20 protein-coding genes are annotated in these 19,709 nt (G+C 62.1%); 19 read left to right on the forward strand and 1 reads right to left on the reverse strand.

The window, feature by feature from the left end; all coding sequences use genetic code 11:
* From ACN0SW_RS15265 to folD, 10 genes are all read left to right on the forward strand, one after another.
* A partial coding sequence (locus tag ACN0SW_RS15265; RefSeq protein WP_417728792.1) for an energy transducer TonB occupies positions 1-823 on the forward strand: 823 nt, incomplete at its 5' end.
* Complete coding sequence (tolB, locus tag ACN0SW_RS15270) at positions 820-2,145, forward strand: Tol-Pal system beta propeller repeat protein TolB (RefSeq protein ID WP_417728793.1); 1,326 nt, start codon at positions 820-822, stop codon at positions 2,143-2,145. The genes ACN0SW_RS15265 and tolB, both read left to right, overlap by 4 nt.
* Before the next feature lie 74 nt (positions 2,146-2,219).
* On the forward strand, positions 2,220-2,729 hold the full coding sequence (gene pal / locus ACN0SW_RS15275) for a peptidoglycan-associated lipoprotein Pal (protein ID WP_417728794.1): 510 nt from the start codon (positions 2,220-2,222) through the stop codon (positions 2,727-2,729).
* A gap of 21 nt (positions 2,730-2,750) precedes the next feature.
* Complete coding sequence (ybgF, locus tag ACN0SW_RS15280) at positions 2,751-3,593, forward strand: tol-pal system protein YbgF (protein ID WP_417728795.1); 843 nt, start codon at positions 2,751-2,753, stop codon at positions 3,591-3,593.
* The gene (tilS, locus tag ACN0SW_RS15285) at positions 3,590-4,849 is read left to right on the forward strand and encodes a tRNA lysidine(34) synthetase TilS (RefSeq protein ID WP_417728796.1); all 1,260 of its coding nucleotides are present in this window, start codon (positions 3,590-3,592) and stop codon (positions 4,847-4,849) included. The genes ybgF and tilS overlap by 4 nt, the downstream gene beginning before the upstream one ends.
* A 79-nt stretch (positions 4,850-4,928) precedes the next feature.
* Positions 4,929-6,851, forward strand: coding sequence for an ATP-dependent zinc metalloprotease FtsH (gene ftsH / locus ACN0SW_RS15290; protein ID WP_417728797.1), 1,923 nt, complete (start codon positions 4,929-4,931; stop codon positions 6,849-6,851).
* A gap of 62 nt (positions 6,852-6,913) precedes the next feature.
* Positions 6,914-7,630: a methyltransferase domain-containing protein gene (locus ACN0SW_RS15295; RefSeq protein WP_417728856.1), complete on the forward strand. Its 717-nt coding sequence runs from the start codon at positions 6,914-6,916 to the stop codon at positions 7,628-7,630.
* A 65-nt stretch (positions 7,631-7,695) separates the two neighbouring features.
* Positions 7,696-8,301 (forward strand): MOSC domain-containing protein, encoded by a 606-nt coding sequence (locus tag ACN0SW_RS15300; RefSeq protein WP_417728798.1) that lies wholly within the window; start codon positions 7,696-7,698, stop codon positions 8,299-8,301.
* 150 nt (positions 8,302-8,451) lie between these two features.
* On the forward strand, positions 8,452-10,128 hold the full coding sequence (locus ACN0SW_RS15305) for a formate--tetrahydrofolate ligase (RefSeq protein WP_417728799.1): 1,677 nt from the start codon (positions 8,452-8,454) through the stop codon (positions 10,126-10,128).
* Between the two features lie 188 nt (positions 10,129-10,316).
* Positions 10,317-11,207, forward strand: coding sequence for a bifunctional methylenetetrahydrofolate dehydrogenase/methenyltetrahydrofolate cyclohydrolase FolD (gene folD, locus ACN0SW_RS15310; RefSeq protein ID WP_417728800.1), 891 nt, complete (start codon positions 10,317-10,319; stop codon positions 11,205-11,207).
* A 6-nt stretch (positions 11,208-11,213) separates the two neighbouring features.
* Here folD and ACN0SW_RS15315 read toward each other — a convergent pair whose 3' ends face one another.
* Positions 11,214-11,936 (reverse strand): vWA domain-containing protein, encoded by a 723-nt coding sequence (locus ACN0SW_RS15315; protein WP_417728801.1) that lies wholly within the window; start codon positions 11,934-11,936, stop codon positions 11,214-11,216.
* 159 nt (positions 11,937-12,095) lie between these two features.
* Here ACN0SW_RS15315 and ACN0SW_RS15320 point away from each other — a divergent pair, with 159 nt between their 5' ends.
* The 9 genes from ACN0SW_RS15320 (at position 12,096) to ACN0SW_RS15360 (ending at position 19,708) form a co-directional block, all read left to right on the forward strand.
* On the forward strand, positions 12,096-12,734 hold the full coding sequence (locus tag ACN0SW_RS15320) for a 2-hydroxychromene-2-carboxylate isomerase (protein WP_417728802.1): 639 nt from the start codon (positions 12,096-12,098) through the stop codon (positions 12,732-12,734).
* A 134-nt stretch (positions 12,735-12,868) separates the two neighbouring features.
* Positions 12,869-13,342: a 50S ribosomal protein L15 gene (gene rplO, locus ACN0SW_RS15325; RefSeq protein WP_417728803.1), complete on the forward strand. Its 474-nt coding sequence runs from the start codon at positions 12,869-12,871 to the stop codon at positions 13,340-13,342.
* 111 nt (positions 13,343-13,453) lie between these two features.
* Positions 13,454-14,818, forward strand: coding sequence for a preprotein translocase subunit SecY (gene secY / locus ACN0SW_RS15330; protein WP_417728804.1), 1,365 nt, complete (start codon positions 13,454-13,456; stop codon positions 14,816-14,818).
* Positions 14,815-15,459, forward strand: a complete 645-nt coding sequence (locus ACN0SW_RS15335) for an adenylate kinase (protein WP_417728805.1) — start codon at positions 14,815-14,817, stop codon at positions 15,457-15,459. Before secY ends, ACN0SW_RS15335 begins: the two co-directional genes overlap by 4 nt.
* A 212-nt stretch (positions 15,460-15,671) precedes the next feature.
* Positions 15,672-16,040: a 30S ribosomal protein S13 gene (rpsM, locus tag ACN0SW_RS15340; RefSeq protein WP_417728806.1), complete on the forward strand. Its 369-nt coding sequence runs from the start codon at positions 15,672-15,674 to the stop codon at positions 16,038-16,040.
* Positions 16,041-16,055: 15 nt separating this feature from the next.
* Positions 16,056-16,445 (forward strand): 30S ribosomal protein S11, encoded by a 390-nt coding sequence (gene rpsK, locus ACN0SW_RS15345; protein WP_009816463.1) that lies wholly within the window; start codon positions 16,056-16,058, stop codon positions 16,443-16,445.
* A 114-nt stretch (positions 16,446-16,559) separates the two neighbouring features.
* On the forward strand, positions 16,560-17,576 hold the full coding sequence (locus ACN0SW_RS15350) for a DNA-directed RNA polymerase subunit alpha (protein WP_417728807.1): 1,017 nt from the start codon (positions 16,560-16,562) through the stop codon (positions 17,574-17,576).
* 169 nt (positions 17,577-17,745) lie between these two features.
* Positions 17,746-18,168 carry a 50S ribosomal protein L17 gene (rplQ, locus tag ACN0SW_RS15355; protein WP_417728808.1) on the forward strand — a complete coding sequence of 141 codons (423 nt, stop codon included), beginning with the start codon at positions 17,746-17,748 and terminating at the stop codon, positions 18,166-18,168.
* 163 nt (positions 18,169-18,331) lie between these two features.
* The gene (locus tag ACN0SW_RS15360; protein WP_417728809.1) at positions 18,332-19,708 is read left to right on the forward strand and encodes a trypsin-like peptidase domain-containing protein; all 1,377 of its coding nucleotides are present in this window, start codon (positions 18,332-18,334) and stop codon (positions 19,706-19,708) included.
* The last annotated feature ends 1 nt before the right edge of the window (position 19,709 follow it).

Raw genomic sequence — 19,709 nt, forward strand, 5'->3', positions numbered from 1 at the left:
CCCGCCCGCACCCGCCGAGGTGACGGATACCGCCCCCGTGATGCCCCCCCCGCAAGAGGATGTGGCCGTCATGGTGCCCGAGGTCTCACCCCGGCCCAAACCTCGCGCGGCACCCCGCATCGCCCCCGAGGCCGTGGCCCCGCCGGAACCAGATGTGCGCATCGACGATGTGGCGCAACCCGAAGTCACGCCTGATCAGGGTGCCGAAGTGCAGCAAGACCCGTCCGAGGCGACCGCCCCGGAAGAGGCCGCAACCGAGATCGTGACCGAGGCGGAAGAGTCCAAGGACACTGCGCCCACCTCCTCCCTGCGCCCCAAGCCGCGCCCGGCGCGCCCGGTTGAACAGGCCGAATCCAAACCCGCCGAAACCCCGAAACCGGCGGCGACCGAGACACCCAAACTGGCCCCAACAGCCCCCAAGACTGACCAGAATGCCGTAAACGATGCCCTCGCCGCCGTCCTTGGCGCTGGCCAGCAGACCAACACCGCCCCCAGCGGTCCGCCGCTGACATCGGGCGAAAAGGACGCGCTGCGCGTCGCCGTGCAACAATGCTGGAACGTAGGCTCGCTCAGCACCGAGGCGCTGGGCACGACGGTTGTGGTTTCGGTCCGCATGGGCGAGGATGGCAAGCCCGACAACGGCTCGATCCGTATGGACAGCTTTTCCGGCGGCGGCGATGCGGCGGCGCGTCAGGCCTTCGAGGCCGCCCGCCGCGCCATCATCCGCTGTGGGGCCAATGGATTTGACCTGCCAACCGACAAGTACGACCAGTGGCGTGATATCGAAATGACATTCAATCCGGAGAGTATGAGGATCAAATGATGCGCTTTATAATGACCCTCCTTGCAGCCCTCACGTTAGGGGCCCTGCCCGCGCTGGCGCAGGGCAACGGCCCGCTTCGGATCGAGATCACCGAAGGTGTGATCGAGCCGATGCCCTTCGCCGCGCCCGATTTCGTATCCGACAGCGTGGCCGGTCAGGAACTTGGCCGAAATATCGCCAGTGTGATTGCCGCCGACCTCGCCGGAACCGGCCTCTTTCGCCAGATCCCGAATGCGGCCCATATCAGCCGGATCACCAGCTTCGAGAGTCCGGTGCAATATGCCGACTGGCGTGCTGTGAATGCGCAGGCGCTGATCACCGGCGCGGTCAGCACCGATGGGGCCGGACGGATCGTCGCCAAATTCCGCATCTATGATGTGTTTTCCGGTCAGGAACTGGGCGCGGGCCAGCAACTCGTGGGCACTCAGAGCGGATGGCGACGCATCGCCCACAAGGTGGCCGATCAGGTCTATAGCCGCATCACCGGCGAAGGTGGCTATTTCGACAGCCGCGTCGTGTTCGTCGCTGAAAGCGGCCCCAAGGATCAACGCGCCAAGCGTCTGGGGATCATGGATTACGACGGGGCCAACGTGCAGTATCTGACCGACAGCACCAGCATCGTGTTGGCCCCTCGCTTTTCGCCCACCGGCGACCGGGTGCTCTATACCAGCTATGAAACCGGGTTTCCGCGGATCTATGTGCTTGATGTGGCCAATGTCGGCCGCCGTGAACTGCCCACGCAGGATGGCACCATGAGCTTTGCACCGCGCTTTGCGCCCAATGGGCGCACCGTGGTCTATTCGCTCACCCAAGGCGGCAATACCGACCTTTTCACCATGGATATCGCCAGTGGTGTCAGCACCCGGCTGACCACCGCCCCCTCGATTGAAACCGCGCCCAGCTATAGCCCGGATGGCGGCCAGATCGTGTTCGAGAGTGACCGCTCCGGCACACCGCAGCTTTACATCATGGCGGCCGGTGGCGGCGAGGCGCGCCGCATCAGCTTTGGCGAGGGGCGCTATGGCACGCCGGTCTGGTCGCCGCGCGGTGATCTTGTGGCCTTCACCAAGCAATCCAAGGGCCGGTTTCACATCGGGGTCATGCGCACCGACGGCAGCGAAGAACGCCTGTTGACCGCTTCGTTCCTCGACGAAGGCCCGACTTGGGCGCCAAATGGCCGGGTGATCATGTTCACCCGCGAAACCCAGGGTGCACAGGGACAGGCCAGCCTCTATTCGGTGGACATCACCGGGCGTAATCTCAAACAGGTGCCCACTGGCACCGGGGCCAGCGACCCCTCGTGGTCGCCTCTTCAGAATTGAACCCATACGGCCCGCGTTTCCTTGGGGCGCAGGCTGTGATATGACAGGCCAAGGCAGAAACAAACGGGGCTAAAATGACCTATCTGAGCAAGACACTGATCCTCTGTGCAGGGCTGGCGCTGGCCGCCTGTACCAATCCCAACCGCTTTGATGATGGCAACGCCGTTGACCTCAACAACGGTGCCGCAGGTTATGCCGGTTCCGCGCAGGATCCGACCTCGCCCGCCTATTTCCAGCAGGCGGTTGGTGACCGTGTGCTCTTCGAGGTGGATCAATCCACCCTCAACGCATCGGCACAGGCCACGCTGGACGGTCAGGCCAACTGGCTGATGACCAACCGCGATTTTACGGCCGTGATCGAAGGTCACGCCGACGAGCAGGGCACACGGGAATACAACCTGGCTCTGGGCGCACGCCGCGCGAATGCCGTGCAGGAATATCTGATCGGTCAGGGCGTGGCGCCCAATCGCCTGCGCGTCGTCAGCTTTGGCAAGGAACGCCCGATCGAGATTTGCAGCAACGAGGCCTGCTATGCCAAGAACCGTCGCGCGGTGACCGTGCTTGCCGCCGGTCTGGGCAGCTAAGCCAACAGAGAGGGCAGCACCATGCGTCGCTTCGCGTTTCTTCTGGCCGCTGGCCTCTTTGTCGTGCCCCACGGGGGCGCGGCGCAATCGGATCAGACGCTGGCCGACATCCGACAGGAATTGTCGGTCCTGTTTGTGACCTTGCAGCACCTCAAGCGGGAACTCAGCACCACCGGCGGTGTGGGGCAACTTAGCGGCGGTGGCTCTCTCGTGGACCGTGTCAACGCCATCGAGAGCGCCTTGCAGGGGCTCACCTCCAAAACCGAAGAGCTGGAATTCCGCATCGACCGCGTGGTGTCTGACGGCACCAACCGCGTGGGCGATCTGGAATTCCGCCTGTGCGAGCTGGAGCCGGGCTGTGACATTGCCAATCTCGAACCCGGCAGCACGCTGGGCGGGGTCGAGCTCGCGACCGCCGGTGGCGGTGCCGCGCCTCTGCCTGCCACCTTGGATCCGGTCACCGGCGATGCGCCACAGCTCGCCATTGGCGAGCGCGATGACTTTGACCGGGCCGAATCGGCCTTGCAGGCGGGCAATCACGCCGAGGCGGCAGCAGGGTTTGCCGCCTTCCTGTCCACCTACCCCGGCAGCCCCCTGTCGGGCCGTGCCGGTCTCTTGCGCGGCGAAGCGCTTGAGGCCGCAGGCCAACAAAGCGATGCCGCGCGCGCCTATCTTGAGAGCTTCAGCGCCGCGCCCGATGGGGCAGATGCGCCAGAGGCGCTGTTTCGTCTGGGCCGGGCGCTGGGCCGACTGGGCCAGACCCAAGAGGCCTGCGTGACCTTGGGGCAGGTCGCGGCGCGCTACCCAGACGCGGCAGCGGTCGTCTCTGCGCAATCCGAGATGAGCCTCCTGGGCTGTTCGTGAGTCCGGCAAATGCGGATCTGCGCGACCGCGTCGCCGCATATTTCGCCGGGCAAATCCCGGCGCGGCTCGGGGTTGCCGTGTCAGGCGGCAGTGATTCGCTGGCGCTTCTCTATCTCCTCCGTGACTGGCAGCGCGTCGGTGGCCCCGAACTTTCGGCCGTCACCGTCGATCACGGGCTGCGCGCCGCATCCGCCCAAGAGGCGGCAGAGGTCGCACAGATCTGCGCCCGCCTGAATATCCCGCACGAAACCCGTCACTGGCAGGGTTGGGACCACACAGGCAACCTGTCCGACCGCGCCCGCCGCGCCCGCTATGCCTTGATGGCCGATTGGGCCGGGGCCAACGACCTCGCGGACATCGCCATCGGTCACACCCGTGACGACCTCGCTGAAACCTTCCTCATGCGGCTGGCGCGCGGCGCGGGCGTGGATGGTCTTGCCGCCATGCGCCCCCGATGGACCCAATCGGGCGTGACCTTTCATCGACCGCTCTTGGACGTCGCGCGCGAAACCCTGCGCGATCATCTGCGCGGGCTTGGACAAGGCTGGATTGATGATCCCACCAACCAAGACGTCACCTATTTGCGCCCCCGCGCGCGCCAGATCCTTGCGGCGCTGAGCCCTCTGGGCCTTGATGCCGCAACCCTCGCCGATGTGGCACGCAATCTGTCGGACGCGCGCGCGGCGCTCCAACACACCGCCCACGCCGCTGCCCGCACCCTGATCCGTGTCGAGACGGGCGATTTGCTGATCGACCACGCGGGCTTTGCCGATCTGCCGGATGAGATCGCCCGCCGCCTGTTGCAGGCTGGCCTGCGCTGGCTCACCGGGGCCGAATATCCGCCGCGCGGCGCGGCCATGTTGTCGCTGATCCATGCCGCACGTGCCGGTCAGACCATGACCCTGCACGGCTGTCTCCTGCTGCCCCTCAAAAATGCGACCCTCCGTCTTACGCGTGAATATGACGCGGTCCGGGCGCTTCGCGTTCCGGCATCTGCCCTGTGGGATGACCGCTGGCAGGCAACCGGCCCCGATCCTGCGCCCGACATCGAGATCGCGGCGCTGGGTCCAGAGGGGCTGCGGGCCTGCCCCGACTGGCGCACCAGCGGCCTGCCGCACGCCTCTGCCCTTGCCTTACCGGGCCTCTGGCGCGGCGACACCCTGATTGCCGCCCCGCTCATGGGCCTGCCCAACGGCTGGTCCCTGACCCTGCGGCGCACGCGGGACAATCTGCTCACGGCGCTATTATCCCATTGAAGATAGGCCCGTGATCTCTATTTAAGATCCACGCACTCTGTGCTAGACGCACCGGGATACGAATTTTGGGAGAGAACCCTTGGGTAACGCAAGAAATATCGCCTTCTGGCTGGTGCTGTTCCTGTTGATCCTCGCGCTGTTCAACCTGTTCAGCGGCTCAGGCAACACACTCCAGAGCCGCGCGGTGCCGTATTCCGACTTTGTCAGGGCGGTGGACAGCGGCGGCGTGAGCCAGGTGACGCTGGATGGAGAAACCGTCCGCTATCGCGGTTCAGATGGTCAGGATTACGCCACGATCAAGCCCGAAGATGCAGAAATCACCCAACGGCTGATCGACGCGGGCATCCCGGTCAAGGCCGAGAGCCAGCAACAATCCGGCTTTCAGACCTTCCTTGTCTCGCTCCTGCCGTTCTTGCTCCTGATTGGCGTGTGGATCTATTTCATGAACCGCATGCAGGGTGGCGGCAAAGGCGGGGCAATGGGCTTTGGCAAGTCCAAGGCCAAGATGCTGACCGAAAAGCACGGCCGCGTCACCTTTGACGACGTTGCAGGTATCGACGAGGCCAAGGAAGAACTGGAAGAGATCGTTGAATTCCTGCGCAACCCGCAAAAGTTCAGCCGCCTTGGCGGCAAGATCCCCAAAGGCGCGCTGCTTGTGGGGCCTCCGGGCACTGGTAAAACCCTGCTGGCGCGCGCCATCGCGGGCGAGGCGGGCGTGCCGTTCTTCACCATCTCGGGCTCTGACTTTGTGGAAATGTTTGTCGGCGTCGGCGCAAGCCGGGTGCGCGACATGTTCGAACAGGCCAAGAAAAATGCGCCCTGTATCGTTTTCATCGACGAGATTGACGCCGTCGGTCGCCACCGTGGCGCGGGCTATGGCGGCGGCAATGACGAGCGCGAGCAGACCCTCAACCAGTTGCTGGTGGAAATGGACGGGTTCGAGGCCAACGAAGGCGTGATCATCATCGCCGCTACCAACCGCAAGGACGTGCTTGACCCCGCATTGCTGCGCCCCGGTCGCTTTGACCGTCAGGTCACCGTGCCCAACCCCGATATCAAGGGCCGCGAGAAGATCCTCAACGTCCACGCGCGCAAGACGCCGCTTGGCCCGGATGTTGACCTGCGTCTGATTGCGCGCGGCACGCCCGGTTTCTCGGGGGCTGATCTTGCCAACCTCGTCAATGAGGCGGCACTTACGGCGGCCCGTGTCGGGCGTCGGTTTGTCACCATGATCGACTTTGAGAATGCCAAGGACAAGGTCATGATGGGCGCCGAGCGCCGCTCGATGGTTCTGACCGACGATCAAAAGGAAAAGACCGCCTATCACGAGGCTGGTCATGCGGTCGTGGGCCTTGCTCTGCCGAAATGTGATCCCGTGTATAAGGCCACGATCATCCCGCGCGGTGGCGCGTTGGGTATGGTGGTCAGCCTGCCCGAGATCGACCGCCTGAACTGGCACCGCTCGGAATGCGAGGAAAAGCTGGCGATGACCATGGCTGGCAAAGCCGCTGAAATCCTCAAGTATGGCGAGGATGATGTCAGCAACGGACCGGCCGGTGATATCCAGCAGGCCAGCGGTCTGGCGCGCGCGATGGTGATGCGCTGGGGCATGTCCGACAAGGTCGGCAATATCGATTACGAACAGGCGCACGAAGGCTATATGGGCAACGGTGCCGGCGGGTTTTCGATTTCCGCACATACCAAAGAGCTGATCGAAGAAGAGGTGAAACGCCTGATCGACGAGGCCTATCAGCGGGCCAAGAAGATCCTGACCGAACGCAAAGACGAATGGGAGCGTCTGGGACAGGGTCTTTTGGAATATGAAACCCTGACCGGCGAAGAGATCAAGCGCGTCATGCGGGGGGAACCGCCCGCCGCAGGTGACGATGAGGACGGTGGTGCCGAGGCGAATAAACCCTCTGTAACCGCCATTCCCAAAACCAAGCCCAAATCCGCGCCGGGGACCGGTGACGGCGGGCTGGAGCCAGAGCCCTCGACGTGAGCACGACACAACCCAAACCGGATTGGAATCCCGGAGCCTATGCTAGGTTCCGGGATCAGCGTTTGCGTCCTGCTCTCGACCTCTTGAACGCGGTCGGGCAAATGGGCGCAGGCGATGTCGTGGATCTGGGCTGCGGCAATGGCGTGATGGCCGAGGCGCTGCGCGCCCGCGCGGGCAACCGCACCGTGGTCGGTGTCGATGCCAGCCCCGCCATGCTGGAAAAGGCGCATGGCACGGGATATGACGCGCTGCAACAGGCCGATATCGCCGAATGGCATCCACGCCGCGCGCCGGGTCTGATCTATTCCAACGCCGCCCTGCACTGGGTTGGCAACCATGAGGCGCTGATGCCCCGGCTTGTTCGCATGCTGGGCAAGGGGGGCACGCTTGCCGTGCAGATGCCGCATCAGAACAAGGCTCCCTCGCACCGTGTCTGGCTTTCGCTCGTCGAGGAACTGTTTGGCGGGCGGATCGAGAAAATGGGCACCCCCGGCGTGATGACCCCGATCAAATACGAGGAATTGCTTGCGCCTCTGGGCCAGTTCCGCCTCTGGGAAACCGATTATTACCAGCGTCTGACCGCAGAGCCCGGTAGCCACCCGGTCCGCCGCTACACCGAGAGCACCTATGCCCGCCCGGTGTTGGCCGCACTGGAGCCGGACGAAAAAGCCGATCTTATCCGGCGCTACGAAGAGGTGATGCACACGGCCTATCCGGTGCGCGCCGATGGCACGGTGCTGTTTCCGTTCCGCCGCATGTTCTTTACCCTCACCGTCTGAGCCGGACCGCCAGCGACCTTGCTGGCCGAGTATTTGTAACCAAGAAGAAGCAGGGCGCGCATAACATGCCAGCATTGATGCCGACAGAGTATCAGGGTCGAATCACTTGGCTGGGCCGGGTGGCGCAACGCGAGACGACGCTGGCCGCAGAACCGCTCGACGCGGTTAATGTAACCTTTGCAGGCATCGCAGGCGAGGAACACGCAGGTCTCACCCGCCCCTCCTGCAGCCGTGTGCTGTCGCAGCACCCAAGGGACACTGAAATTCGCAATGTACGGCAATTTTCGCTGCTCTCGACCGAGGAATTGGCCGCCATCGCCGCGACCATGGGCATAGAACGGCTTGATCCGGCATGGCTCGGGGCCTCGCTGGTGATCGAGGGCATTCCCGATGTCAGCCATCTGCCGCCGTCATCGCGCCTGCAAGGGCCAGACGGGGTGACGTTGGTGGTCGATATGGAAAACCGTCCCTGCCAATTGCCCGCCAAGGTGATCGACTCCCACGCGCCGGGTTTTGGCGCCGGGTTCAAACGCGCGGCCCTGGGGCGGCGCGGCGTCACCGCATGGGTCGAACGCGAGGGGCGGCTTGCCCTTGGCGACAGGTTGCGCCTGCATATCCCCGATCAACCGATCTGGTCCGAACTCTCTCGCGCCCGTGGCAGCCTGCTCTAAAAGCCCCTGAAATCGTTTCCGATCCGAAACAGACTGCTGCATCCCGCCGCAACAACGGGTCCATGTGTCGGATTCGCATGCTGTGGGATGCCAAGGATTGGCTATGACCGTCGTCAGATCAAGCCCAACAGACGAGGGAAGGAAACGACTATGGGTTACAAGAGCGACATCGAGATTGCACGGGAGGCGCAGAAGCGACCGATTCAAGAGATCGGGGCAAAGCGGGGAATTTCGAGCGACGACCTTCTGCCCTATGGGCACGACAAGGCCAAGGTAAGCCAGAGCTTTATCGACTCTGTGCAAGGCAACAAGAATGGCAAGCTGATCCTTGTGACTGCGATCAACCCGACGCCGGCTGGCGAAGGCAAGACCACGACCACCGTGGGTCTGGGCGATGGCCTGAACCGGATCGGCAAGAAGGCGACGGTTTGCATCCGCGAAGCATCGCTCGGGCCGAACTTCGGCATGAAGGGCGGGGCTGCCGGCGGTGGCTATGCACAGGTCGTGCCGATGGAAGACATGAACCTGCACTTCACCGGCGACTTCCACGCGATCACAAGCGCACACAGCCTTTTGTCGGCGATGATCGACAACCATATCTACTGGGGCAACGAGCTTGACATCGACACCCGCCGCGTCGTCTGGCGTCGTGTGGTGGACATGAATGACCGCGCCCTGCGGCAGATCAACGTCAGCCTTGGCGGTGTTGCCAACGGTTTCCCGCGTGAGAGCGGCTTTGACATTACCGTGGCCTCCGAGGTCATGGCGATCCTGTGCCTTGCCAAGAACCTTCAGGATCTCGAAGATCGTCTGGGCTCGATGATCGTCGCCTATCGCCGCGACAAATCGCCGGTCTTCTGCCGGGATATCAAGGCCGAAGGCGCGATGACCGTGCTTCTCAAGGACGCGATGCAGCCCAACCTTGTGCAGACGCTGGAAAACAATCCCGCCTTCGTGCATGGCGGACCCTTCGCCAATATCGCACATGGCTGTAACTCGGTCATTGCCACCACCACCGCTCTCAAGATCAGCGATTATGTGGTGACCGAGGCCGGGTTCGGTGCCGATCTGGGCGCTGAAAAGTTCATGAACATCAAATGCCGCAAAGCGGGTCTTGCGCCTGATTGCGTCGTGCTCGTGGCCACTGTGCGGGCGATGAAGATGAATGGCGGCGTCGCCAAGGCCGATTTGGGGGCCGAGAACGTCGATGCGGTCAAGGCGGGTTGCCCCAACCTTGGGCGTCATATCGAGAACGTCAAATCCTTCGGTGTGCCGGTCGTGGTCGCGATCAACCACTTCGTCACCGACACCGAGGCCGAGATCGAGGCGGTCAAGGCCTATGTCGCGGGCCATGGTGCCGAAGCAGTGCTGTCGCGTCACTGGGAACTGGGCTCCGAAGGCTCCGAGCCTCTGGCGCGCAAAGTGGTCGAGATGGCCGAGGCCGGAAATGCCAATTTCGCGCCGCTCTATCCCGACGAAATGTCGCTCTTCCAAAAGATCGAAACCATCGCCAAGCGTATCTACCGCGCCGACGAAGTGCTTGCAGATCAAAAGATCCGCAACCAGCTCAAGGAATGGGAAGCGCAAGGCTATGGCAACCTGCCGGTCTGCATGGCCAAGACTCAGTACAGCTTTACCACCGATCCCAACCGGCGCGGCGCGCCCACCGGCCACTCGGTGCCGGTCCGCGAAGTGCGGCTGTCGGCCGGGGCTGGCTTTGTGGTCGTGGTCTGCGGTGAGATCATGACCATGCCGGGCCTGCCCAGCAAACCGGCGGCCGAGACGATCCGCCTCAACGCGGGCGGTCAGATCGAAGGCCTGTTCTAAGTTGGAAAAGGGCCGTCCGGGGTGGTTGCCCCGGGCGGCCCTGCGCGGTGCGCATGACTGCGGTTTCGGGAAAAAGCGATAGACTTTTTCGGTTCGAAACTGCGCCAGATAAAGCGATCAGAGCTTTTCGGGGTTTCGATGGAAAACCGGAAAGCTTGAGTATTTTAAGAACAGTGAAAGGGCTGGAAATGACGGCTAAAGTGATCGACGGCAAGGCTTTTGCAGCAGAGGTGCGGGCCAAGGTGGCGTCCCATGTGACGCGACTGAAAGAGGAAAACGGCATCACGCCGGGTCTCGCGGTGGTGCTTGTGGGCGAAGATCCGGCCAGCCAGGTCTATGTACGCTCCAAGGGCAAACAGACCGTCGAAGTGGGCATGAATTCTTACGAGCACAAGCTCGACGTTGACACCTCAGAGGCCGACCTTCTGGCGCTGATCGACCGGTTGAACAAGGACGCGGATGTGCATGGCATCCTTGTGCAATTGCCGCTGCCGGGCCATCTTGATTCCGATCTGGTGATCAATTCCATCGACCCCGCCAAGGATGTGGACGGCTTTCATATTTCCAACGTGGGTCTCTTGGGCACCGGACAGAAATCCATGGTGCCCTGCACGCCGCTTGGCTGCCTGATGATGCTGCGCGACCATCACGGATCGCTCGCGGGCATGGATGCCGTGGTGCTGGGCCGCTCGAACATTGTGGGCAAACCGATGGCACAGCTTCTCTTGGGCGATAGCTGCACCGTGACCATTGCGCACAGCCGGACCAAGGACATCGCTGATGTCGTCCGCCGCGCCGATATCGTCGTGGCCGCTGTCGGTCGTCCCGAAATGGTGCCGGGGGACTGGATCAAACCGGGGGCCACCGTGATCGACGTGGGCATCAACCGCATCGAGCGGGACGGCAAGAACGTCCTCGTGGGCGATGTCGATTACGCATCCGCCGCAGCCGTGGCCGGTGCCATTACCCCGGTGCCGGGTGGTGTTGGTCCGATGACCATCGCCTGCCTCCTCGCCAATACGCTCACCGCCTGCTGCCGCGCCAACGGTCTGGCAGAGCCGGAAGGTCTGACAGCGTAACGGATTTCAGCCCCGCCCACGCGGCGGGGCCACCCCCTCTTGCCAGCCAATCAGCGGACAGCCCAGCGTTTCACGCAGCGCTGCCGCCAACTCGTCCACCGTTTCGGTCGAGACGAACATGCCCCCCGTGGCATCCGCGAGGCATTTCGCCACCGTCTGCCCATCATAGGTCTGCGCCTCTGGGCTGTTCCACGAGAACGGATCGTGCACCACGCGAAACCCGATCACATGCACGGTCAGATCGCGCGCGGCCTCCGCCAGCGCCGCCCCCAAAGCACAGGGTGTGCCGCCGCAGGTCTCATTGCCATCGGTCACCAACACTACAATTCCGGCCCGCGTGCGATACTCCAGCACATCCGCCGCCGCCGCGACAGAGTCGGCAATCGGCGTAAGACCACCGGGAACAAGCGCCTCAATCCCCGCCACCACCGCCGCCCCTGCATCCGGGATGGGGGCAAAGTGCCGGGTGATGCCCGAACAGGGATGATTGCCCCCCGCCCCATAGGTCATCAGACCGATCCGCCGGTAGGGCGCAATCTCGGGCATCGCACGCCGCAGCGCCGCGCGTGCCTCGGCGATCCGGGTGGCGGCGGTCGGATCATGGCCCAGCTCCGCCATCGAACCTGATCCGTCAAACACCAGCATCGCATCGGTGGCACAGCCCGGCGCCGCCTGCGGTGCAGGCCCCGGCAGGGGGAGAAGGGCAAGCCAAAGGGCAAACGCGCGCATCTCATGCTCCGGCATATCATTCCATAGCCTATCGCGATGCCGCCACATGTCCAGGCATGCGATCACGAACCGTCATCCAGGGGCTACGCTGGGGGTAATGGTGTTTTCCCGGCGACGCGCCGCTTGCAGCGCCCGGTTCCTCGCCCTAGCGTGCCTCTCATGCAAACCATAGAATACATCTATTCCGCCCATTCCGCCTTTGCTTGGCTCGGCTCGGCGCGCCTGATGCAGATCTGCGCCCGCCATGGCGCGCGCCTCATCCACAAGCCGATCAACCTGTCCCCGGTGGTCGAGGCGGCGGGCGGCTTGCCCTTTGCCGCCCGCACTCAGGCACATGTGGATTATTTCTTTGGCCGCGACATCGAACATTGGGCAGAGTATCGCGGCGTCGCGGTGATCCATCACCGACCCACCCATCACGACAATGCGCTCACGCTGCCCAATGGGGCGATCATCGCCGCGCAAGAGATGGGGCAGGGCGCGGATGCTTTGGCGCATGCCATTCTCGGTGCGCATTGGCGCGACGACGCCGATATCGCGGACCCCGCCACCCTTGCACCGCTCATCGCTGGCTGCGGCCTCGATCCTGAACCGATCCTGCGCGCGGCCCTCTCGGACGAAATCCAAACGATCCATGCCGCCAACACGGCCGAGGCCATCGCGCGCTCTATATTCGGCTCGCCCACCTATATCGTTGCAGGCGATCCATTCTACGGCCAAGACCGGCTCGATCTGATCGAGCGCGCGCTGACGCGCCGTTTTGCCACCTCCAGATGGCGCAACCCGTCGGTGGGCTGACAAGACCGCCCTTGATCCCGGCGCGGCTCGGGTCTATACGCCCCCGGTGACCGTCAGGTCCGACTCAACTTTAAACACGCCGCGTTCGGCCGCTCCCGTCGCTGGGGGCCGCATCCGGCAAGGAGATAGCGACAATGAAACTGCATGAACTGCACGACAATCCCGGTGCAACCAAGCGCAAAAAGCGCGTTGGCCGTGGTCCCGGCTCTGGCATGGGTAAAACCGCTGGTCGCGGTATCAAGGGTCAGAAATCCCGCTCGGGTGTTTCGATCGGTGGCTACGAGGGTGGCCAGATGCCGCTCTATCAGCGTCTGCCCAAGCGCGGCTTTACCAAGCCGAACCGCAAGGCATTTGCCGTCATCAACCTTGGCCTGATCCAGAAATTCGTCGAAGCAGGCAAGATCGACGCCGCACAGCCGATTACCGAAGATGCGCTGGTCGCTTCCGGTCTGGTGCGCCGCAAGCTCGACGGTATTCGCGTGCTCAACAAGGGTGACGTGACCGCCAAGCTGACCATTCAGGTCACAGGTGCCTCGCGCGCCGCGATCGAAGCGGTCGAAAAGGCCGGTGGCACCCTCTCGGTCACAACCGCTCAGTCGGCTGAATAAGAGGTTGTGAGCGGCCCCCGTGCCGCTTACATATGGCCCAAGTTTTCCTTTGACGCCGCCTGAGCTGGAAAACAGCCCAAGGCGGCGTTGTCACATGAAAGAGACCCGCGAATGGTATCTGCAGCAGAGCAAATGGCGGCCAACACAAGCTGGTCCGCGCTTGGCAAAGCCACCGAACTGCGCAAACGCATCCTGTTCACCCTCGGCCTGCTGATCGTCTATCGCCTCGGCACCTTTATTCCGGTGCCGGGCATTGACGGGGGCGCGCTGCGCGACTTCATGGAGGGCGCGCAGGCCTCGATTGGCGGTATGCTCAGTATGTTTACTGGCGGTGCGCTGGGCCGGATGGGCATCTTTGCTCTGGGGATCATGCCCTATATCTCGGCCTCGATCATTGTGCAGCTGATGACCGCCATGGTCCCCGCGCTTGAGCAGCTCAAGAAAGAAGGCGAGCAGGGCCGCAAGAAGATCAACCAATACACCCGCTACGGCACGGTTGGCCTTGCCACGCTGCAATCCTACGGTCTGGCCGTCAGCCTGCAATCGGGCGACATGGTCACCAGTCCCGGCATGTTCTTTATCGTCTCCTGCATGATCACGCTGGTGGGGGGCACCATGTTCCTGATGTGGCTGGGCGAACAGATCACCGCGCGCGGTGTGGGCAACGGTATCTCGCTGATCATCTTTGTCGGCATCATCGCCGAGGTGCCCGCCGCTCTGGCACAGTTCTTTGCCTCGGGTCGCTCGGGTGCCGTAAGCCCCGCCGTTATCGTCGGCGTGATGGTGATGGTCGTGGCCGTGATCGCCTTTGTGGTCTTCATGGAGCGCTCTCTGCGCAAGATCCACATTCAATACCCCCGCCGTCAGGTCGGCATGAAGATCTACGATGGCGGCTCCTCGCATCTGCCGGTCAAGGTCAACCCGGCGGGCGTGATCCCGGCGATCTTCGCCTCATCGCTCCTGCTGTTGCCTGCCACGATCACCACTTTCTCGGGCAATACGACCAATCCGGTTCTCTCGACCGTGATGGCCTATTTTGGCCCCGGTCAGCCGCTCTATCTGCTGTTCTTCACGATCATGATCGTGTTCTTCGCCTATTTCTACACCTTCAACGTCGCGTTCAAGACCGATGAGGTTGCCGATAATCTCAAGAACCAGAATGGCTTTATCCCCGGTATTCGTCCGGGCAAGCGGACGGCGGAATATCTCGACTTTGTGGTTGCCCGCGTCCTCGTGATCGGTTCTGCCTATCTCGCAGCGGTCTGCCTTCTGCCCGAGGTGCTGCGCAATCAGTTCTCCATTCCCTTCTACTTTGGCGGTACCTCGGTTCTGATCGTGGTCTCTGTGACCATGGACACGATCCAGCAGGTGCAATCGCACCTCCTCGCCCATCAATACGAAGGACTGATCGAGAAATCCCAACTCAGCGGCAAGGGCAAGAAACGCAGCCGCAGAAAGGCACCGGCGCGGCGATGAACATCATTCTTCTCGGACCGCCCGGCGCGGGCAAAGGCACTCAGGCGCATCATCTGGTCGAGAGCCGGGACATGATCCAGCTCTCCACCGGCGACATGCTGCGCGCCGCCAAGGACAGCGGCTCGGAGATGGGCAAGATCGTGGCCGACGTGATGGCGCGCGGGGATCTTGTTACCGATGAGATCGTGATCGGCCTCATCCGCGAACAGTTGCAGGGCGAACAAAAAGGCGGTTTCATCTTTGATGGCTTCCCGCGCACGCTGGCTCAGGCCGACGCCTTGGCCGATCTGCTCGAAGAAGTGGGCGAAACCCTAGACGCGGTGGTCGAACTGCGGGTCGATGATGAGGCGCTCGTCGGGCGTATCACCGCCCGCTCGACCTGTGGCGGCTGCGGCGAGGTCTATAACGACATCACCAAACCTTGGCCCGCAGATGGCAAATGCGTCAAATGCGGCTCGACAGAGGTCAAGCGCCGGGCGGATGACAACGAGGACGCGCTGCGCAACCGCCTGATGGAATATTACAAGAAAACCTCGCCGCTCTTGGGCTATTACTACGCGCATGGCCAATTGAACACGGTCGATGGCTTGGCCGAGATCGACACGGTTCAGGCGGCAATTGCCGAGGCACTTGACAAATAGGGCAAAGCTTGGGGGCGGGGCCTTGACGCCCCGCTGATTTCCCCCTAACCAGCCCTATCTCGAACGCGAGATTGATTCTGTTTCCGGGGCGCCCCCGAATCCGTGAATCACTCATCTGATATCAGCCGCGGCCCGGTGCGTGATCGCCTCGGGCTTACGTTGTGAAAAAAGGTTCTGGTGCTACGGAACCGCAACGAAGAAGGAAACTGCACTTGGCACGTATCGCCGGCGTCAATATCCCGACCAACAAACGGGTTCCAATCGCCCTCACCTACATCACCGGAATCGGCCATGCATCGGCCAAGTCCATCTGTGAAGCCCTGAACATCGACACATCGCGTCGCGTCAACGAGCTCTCGGATGCCGAGGCTCTGGCCCTGCGCGAACATATCGACGCGAATTATACCGTCGAAGGCGACCTGCGCCGTGACACCCAGATGAACATCAAACGCCTGATGGATCTGGGTTGCTACCGTGGCCTGCGTCACCGCCGCAATCTGCCGGTGCGTGGTCAGCGGACCCACACCAATGCTCGCACCCGCAAGGGCCCGGCAAAAGCCATTGCCGGCAAGAAGAAATAAGGGAGGGCATTCAATATGGCACGCGATACCAAACGCACCAAGAAAAAGGTCTCCAAGAACATCGCCACCGGCGTTGCTCATGTGAACTCGTCTTTCAACAACACCAAGATCCTGATCTCGGATGTGCAGGGCAATGCAATCGCATGGTCCTCTGCCGGGACCATGGGGTTCAAGGGCTCGCGCAAATCCACGCCCTACGCGGCACAGATGGCCGCTGAGGACGCTGGCAAAAAGGCGCAGGAACACGGCATGCGTTCGCTCGACGTCGAAGTGCAGGGTCCGGGTTCGGGCCGTGAATCGGCGCTGCGCGCTCTGGCCGCTGTTGGCTTCAACATCACCTCGATCCGTGATGTGACGCCGATGGCTCACAATGGCTGCCGCCCGCCGAAACGCCGCCGGGTCTGATCCGACAAATCTCTTGGTGGGGCCGCGCTATGGCGCGGTCCCGCTTTCGTCATTTTACATCCTCGGGCGTTCTGAACCTTTGGACATGGGAACAGAGCAAGAATGGAGGGACGCATGATCCACAAGAATTGGGCTGAATTGATCAAGCCGACGCAGCTTGACGTGAAACCGGGCAATGACCCGCTGCGTCAGGCGGTTCTGATCGCCGAACCGCTCGAGCGCGGCTTTGGCCTTACGCTCGGCAACGCGCTGCGCCGCGTTCTTCTGTCCTCACTGCAAGGTGCGGCTATCACCGCCGTGCAGATTGACAACGTGCTGCACGAGTTCTCCTCGGTGGCCGGTGTCCGCGAAGACGTGACCGACATCGTTCTCAACCTCAAGGGCGTCGCGATCCGCATGGAAGTCGAAGGGCCCAAGCGCCTTTCGGTCAATGCCAAGGGTCCGGGCGTCGTCACTGCTGGTGATATCTCGGACAGCGCAGGCATCGAGATCCTCAACAAGGATCACGTGATCTGTCACCTCGACGAAGGTGCTGACCTGTTCATGGAACTGACCGTGAATCAGGGCAAGGGCTATGTCGCCGCCGACAAGAACAAGCCCGAAGACGCACCCATCGGTCTGATCCCGATTGATGCCATCTATTCGCCGATCTCCAAAGTCAGCTACGAGGTTCAGCCGACCCGCGAAGGTCAGGTTCTGGATTACGACAAACTGACGATGAAGATCGAAACCGACGGTTCGATCACCCCGGATGACGCCGTGGCCTATGCCGCGCGCATCCTTCAGGATCAACTGTCGATCTTCGTCAACTTTGACGAGCCCGAATCGGCAAACCGTCAGGACGACGACGACGGCCTCGAATTCAACCCGCTCCTGCTCAAGAAAGTGGACGAGTTGGAACTGTCGGTGCGCTCTGCGAACTGCCTCAAGAACGACAACATCGTCTACATCGGCGATCTCATCCAAAAGACCGAAGCCGAGATGCTCCGCACCCCGAACTTTGGCCGCAAGTCGCTCAACGAGATCAAAGAGGTTCTCTCGGGCATGGGGCTCCACCTTGGCATGGATGTCGAGGATTGGCCGCCCGACAACATCGAAGATCTCGCCAAGAAATTCGAGGATGCGTTCTAAGATTTCGTAAGGTGCGCATAGCCTGCGCACCTTGCACCCCGCTGCGTACACAAACTGCGTCCACATTGGACACTTTGTACACAATACGACCCGGGCAATCCCGCCCCAAGGAGAGCGGCTGACACGCATCAGACCGCCAGACAAAGCAAAAACGCTTAGGAGATAGAAAATGCGTCACGCAAGAGGATACCGCCGCCTCAACCGCACCCACGAGCACCGCAAGGCGCTGTGGGCGAACATGGCCGGCTCGCTCATTGAACATGAGCAGATCAAGACCACCTTGCCCAAGGCCAAGGAACTGCGTCCGATCATTGAAAAGCTGATAACCCTCGGAAAACGTGGGGATTTGCACGCACGCCGTCAGGCTGCGAGCCAGCTCAAGCAGGATGCCTATGTGGCCAAACTGTTCGACATTCTCGGGCCGCGCTATGCGGAACGTCAGGGCGGTTACGTCCGCGTTCTCAAGGCCGGGTTCCGGTATGGTGACATGGCTCCGATGGCGATCATCGAATTCGTCGACCGTGACGTCGACGCAAAAGGCGCAGCTGACAAAGCTCGAGTCGCCGCCTTCGAAATGGCTGACGACGAATAATACAACCATATCATGTGGTTATTGTTACGCCCCCGCCTTCACCGGCGGGGGTTTTGCATGTCTGGGACTAAGTATTTGCCCCAGCAAGAAACCGCAAAGCCTTGCATTGCCGCGCCGGTCCCAGCATATCTCTAGGGCCGAACGAAGCCGTGGAGACCCTGTCATGTTCCGCCTTCTCTGCCTTGTTTTATTGGCCCTTCCCGGCCTGCTGCACGCCGAAACCCGTGTGCCGGTGTCGCAAGCCGAAATTCAGTTGGGTTTTGCCCCCGTGGTCCAGCAGGCGGCCCCGGCTGTGGTCAATATCTACGCCAGTCGCGTCGTCGCCACACGCGCCAGCCCGTTCCGGGGTGATCCTTTTTTTGAGAGGTTCTTCAATGACTTGGGCGCAACGCGCCCCCGCGTTCAGAACTCGCTTGGGTCCGGTGTGATTCTCTCTGCGGATGGTATCGTAGTCTCGAATTATCATGTGGTGGGTGAGGCTACGGATATCCGCGTGGTCCTCAACGACCGTCGCGAATATGCCGCACGAGTGCTCTTGGGCGATGAAGAAGCGGACCTTGCGGTGTTGCAGATCGAAAATGCGCCCGAACTGCCCGCGCTTGATCTGCGCGACAGCGACACTGTGCAGGTGGGCGAATTGGTGCTGGCCATCGGCAATCCCTTTGGGGTGGGCCAAACGGTTAGCAGCGGTATTGTTTCCGGGCTTGCCCGCTCTGGCACCGCTACCGGTAACGCGCGGGGATATTTCATCCAGACCGACGCGCCGATCAATCCCGGTAACTCCGGCGGCGCTCTGGTCGATGTGAACGGCCATCTTATTGGAATCAATACAGCAATTCTGTCGCGTTCGGGGGGCTCGAACGGTATCGGCTTTGCCATTCCCTCTGGTCTTGTGGCGCAATTCGTAGCGCAGGCACGCGGTGGCAGAACCCTGTTTGAGCGCCCTTGGGCAGGTTTGGGAGGCCAGCCTGTCACCCCCGACATGGCTGAGGGGTTGGGTATCGCGCGCCCTGACGGTGTCCTGATTTCCGAGGTGCATCCGAGCAGCAGCTTTATCCGGGATATCCGCCCCGGAGATGTAATCACCCATGTCGGCGGTCAGCCGGTCAACAGCCCCGCAGAGGTCGTCTATCGCATGTCACTTGCGGGAATCGGCGCCAAAACCAGCATCACTCGCCTGCGCGACGGTGCCGAGCACCAGATCGAGGTCGAGTTGATTGCTGCCCCAAACTCCCCTTTGCGCACTCAGATCGTAACCGGAGACGACGCTGTGATTCCGCAAATGTTGCTCTCGACCATCAATCCATTGGTGATTGAACAGTACCGTCTGCCGCTCATGTCACGGGGGGTCATCGTCGATGATCCCGGCCCTTATGGTGCCCGCGCCGGCTTGCGGGCTGGCGACATATTGAAGTCCGTCAATGGGCAGGACGCTACAGATAGTGGTTCAGTGGCGCGCGCCTTGGAACAGGTCAGCGGCACGCTCGTGCTTGAAGTGCAGCGCGATGGCCGGCGCATGGCCCTCCGGTTTCGGATCTGAG

The organism is Roseovarius sp. (genome assembly GCF_048262375.1).
Lineage (GTDB): Bacteria > Pseudomonadota > Alphaproteobacteria > Rhodobacterales > Rhodobacteraceae > Roseovarius.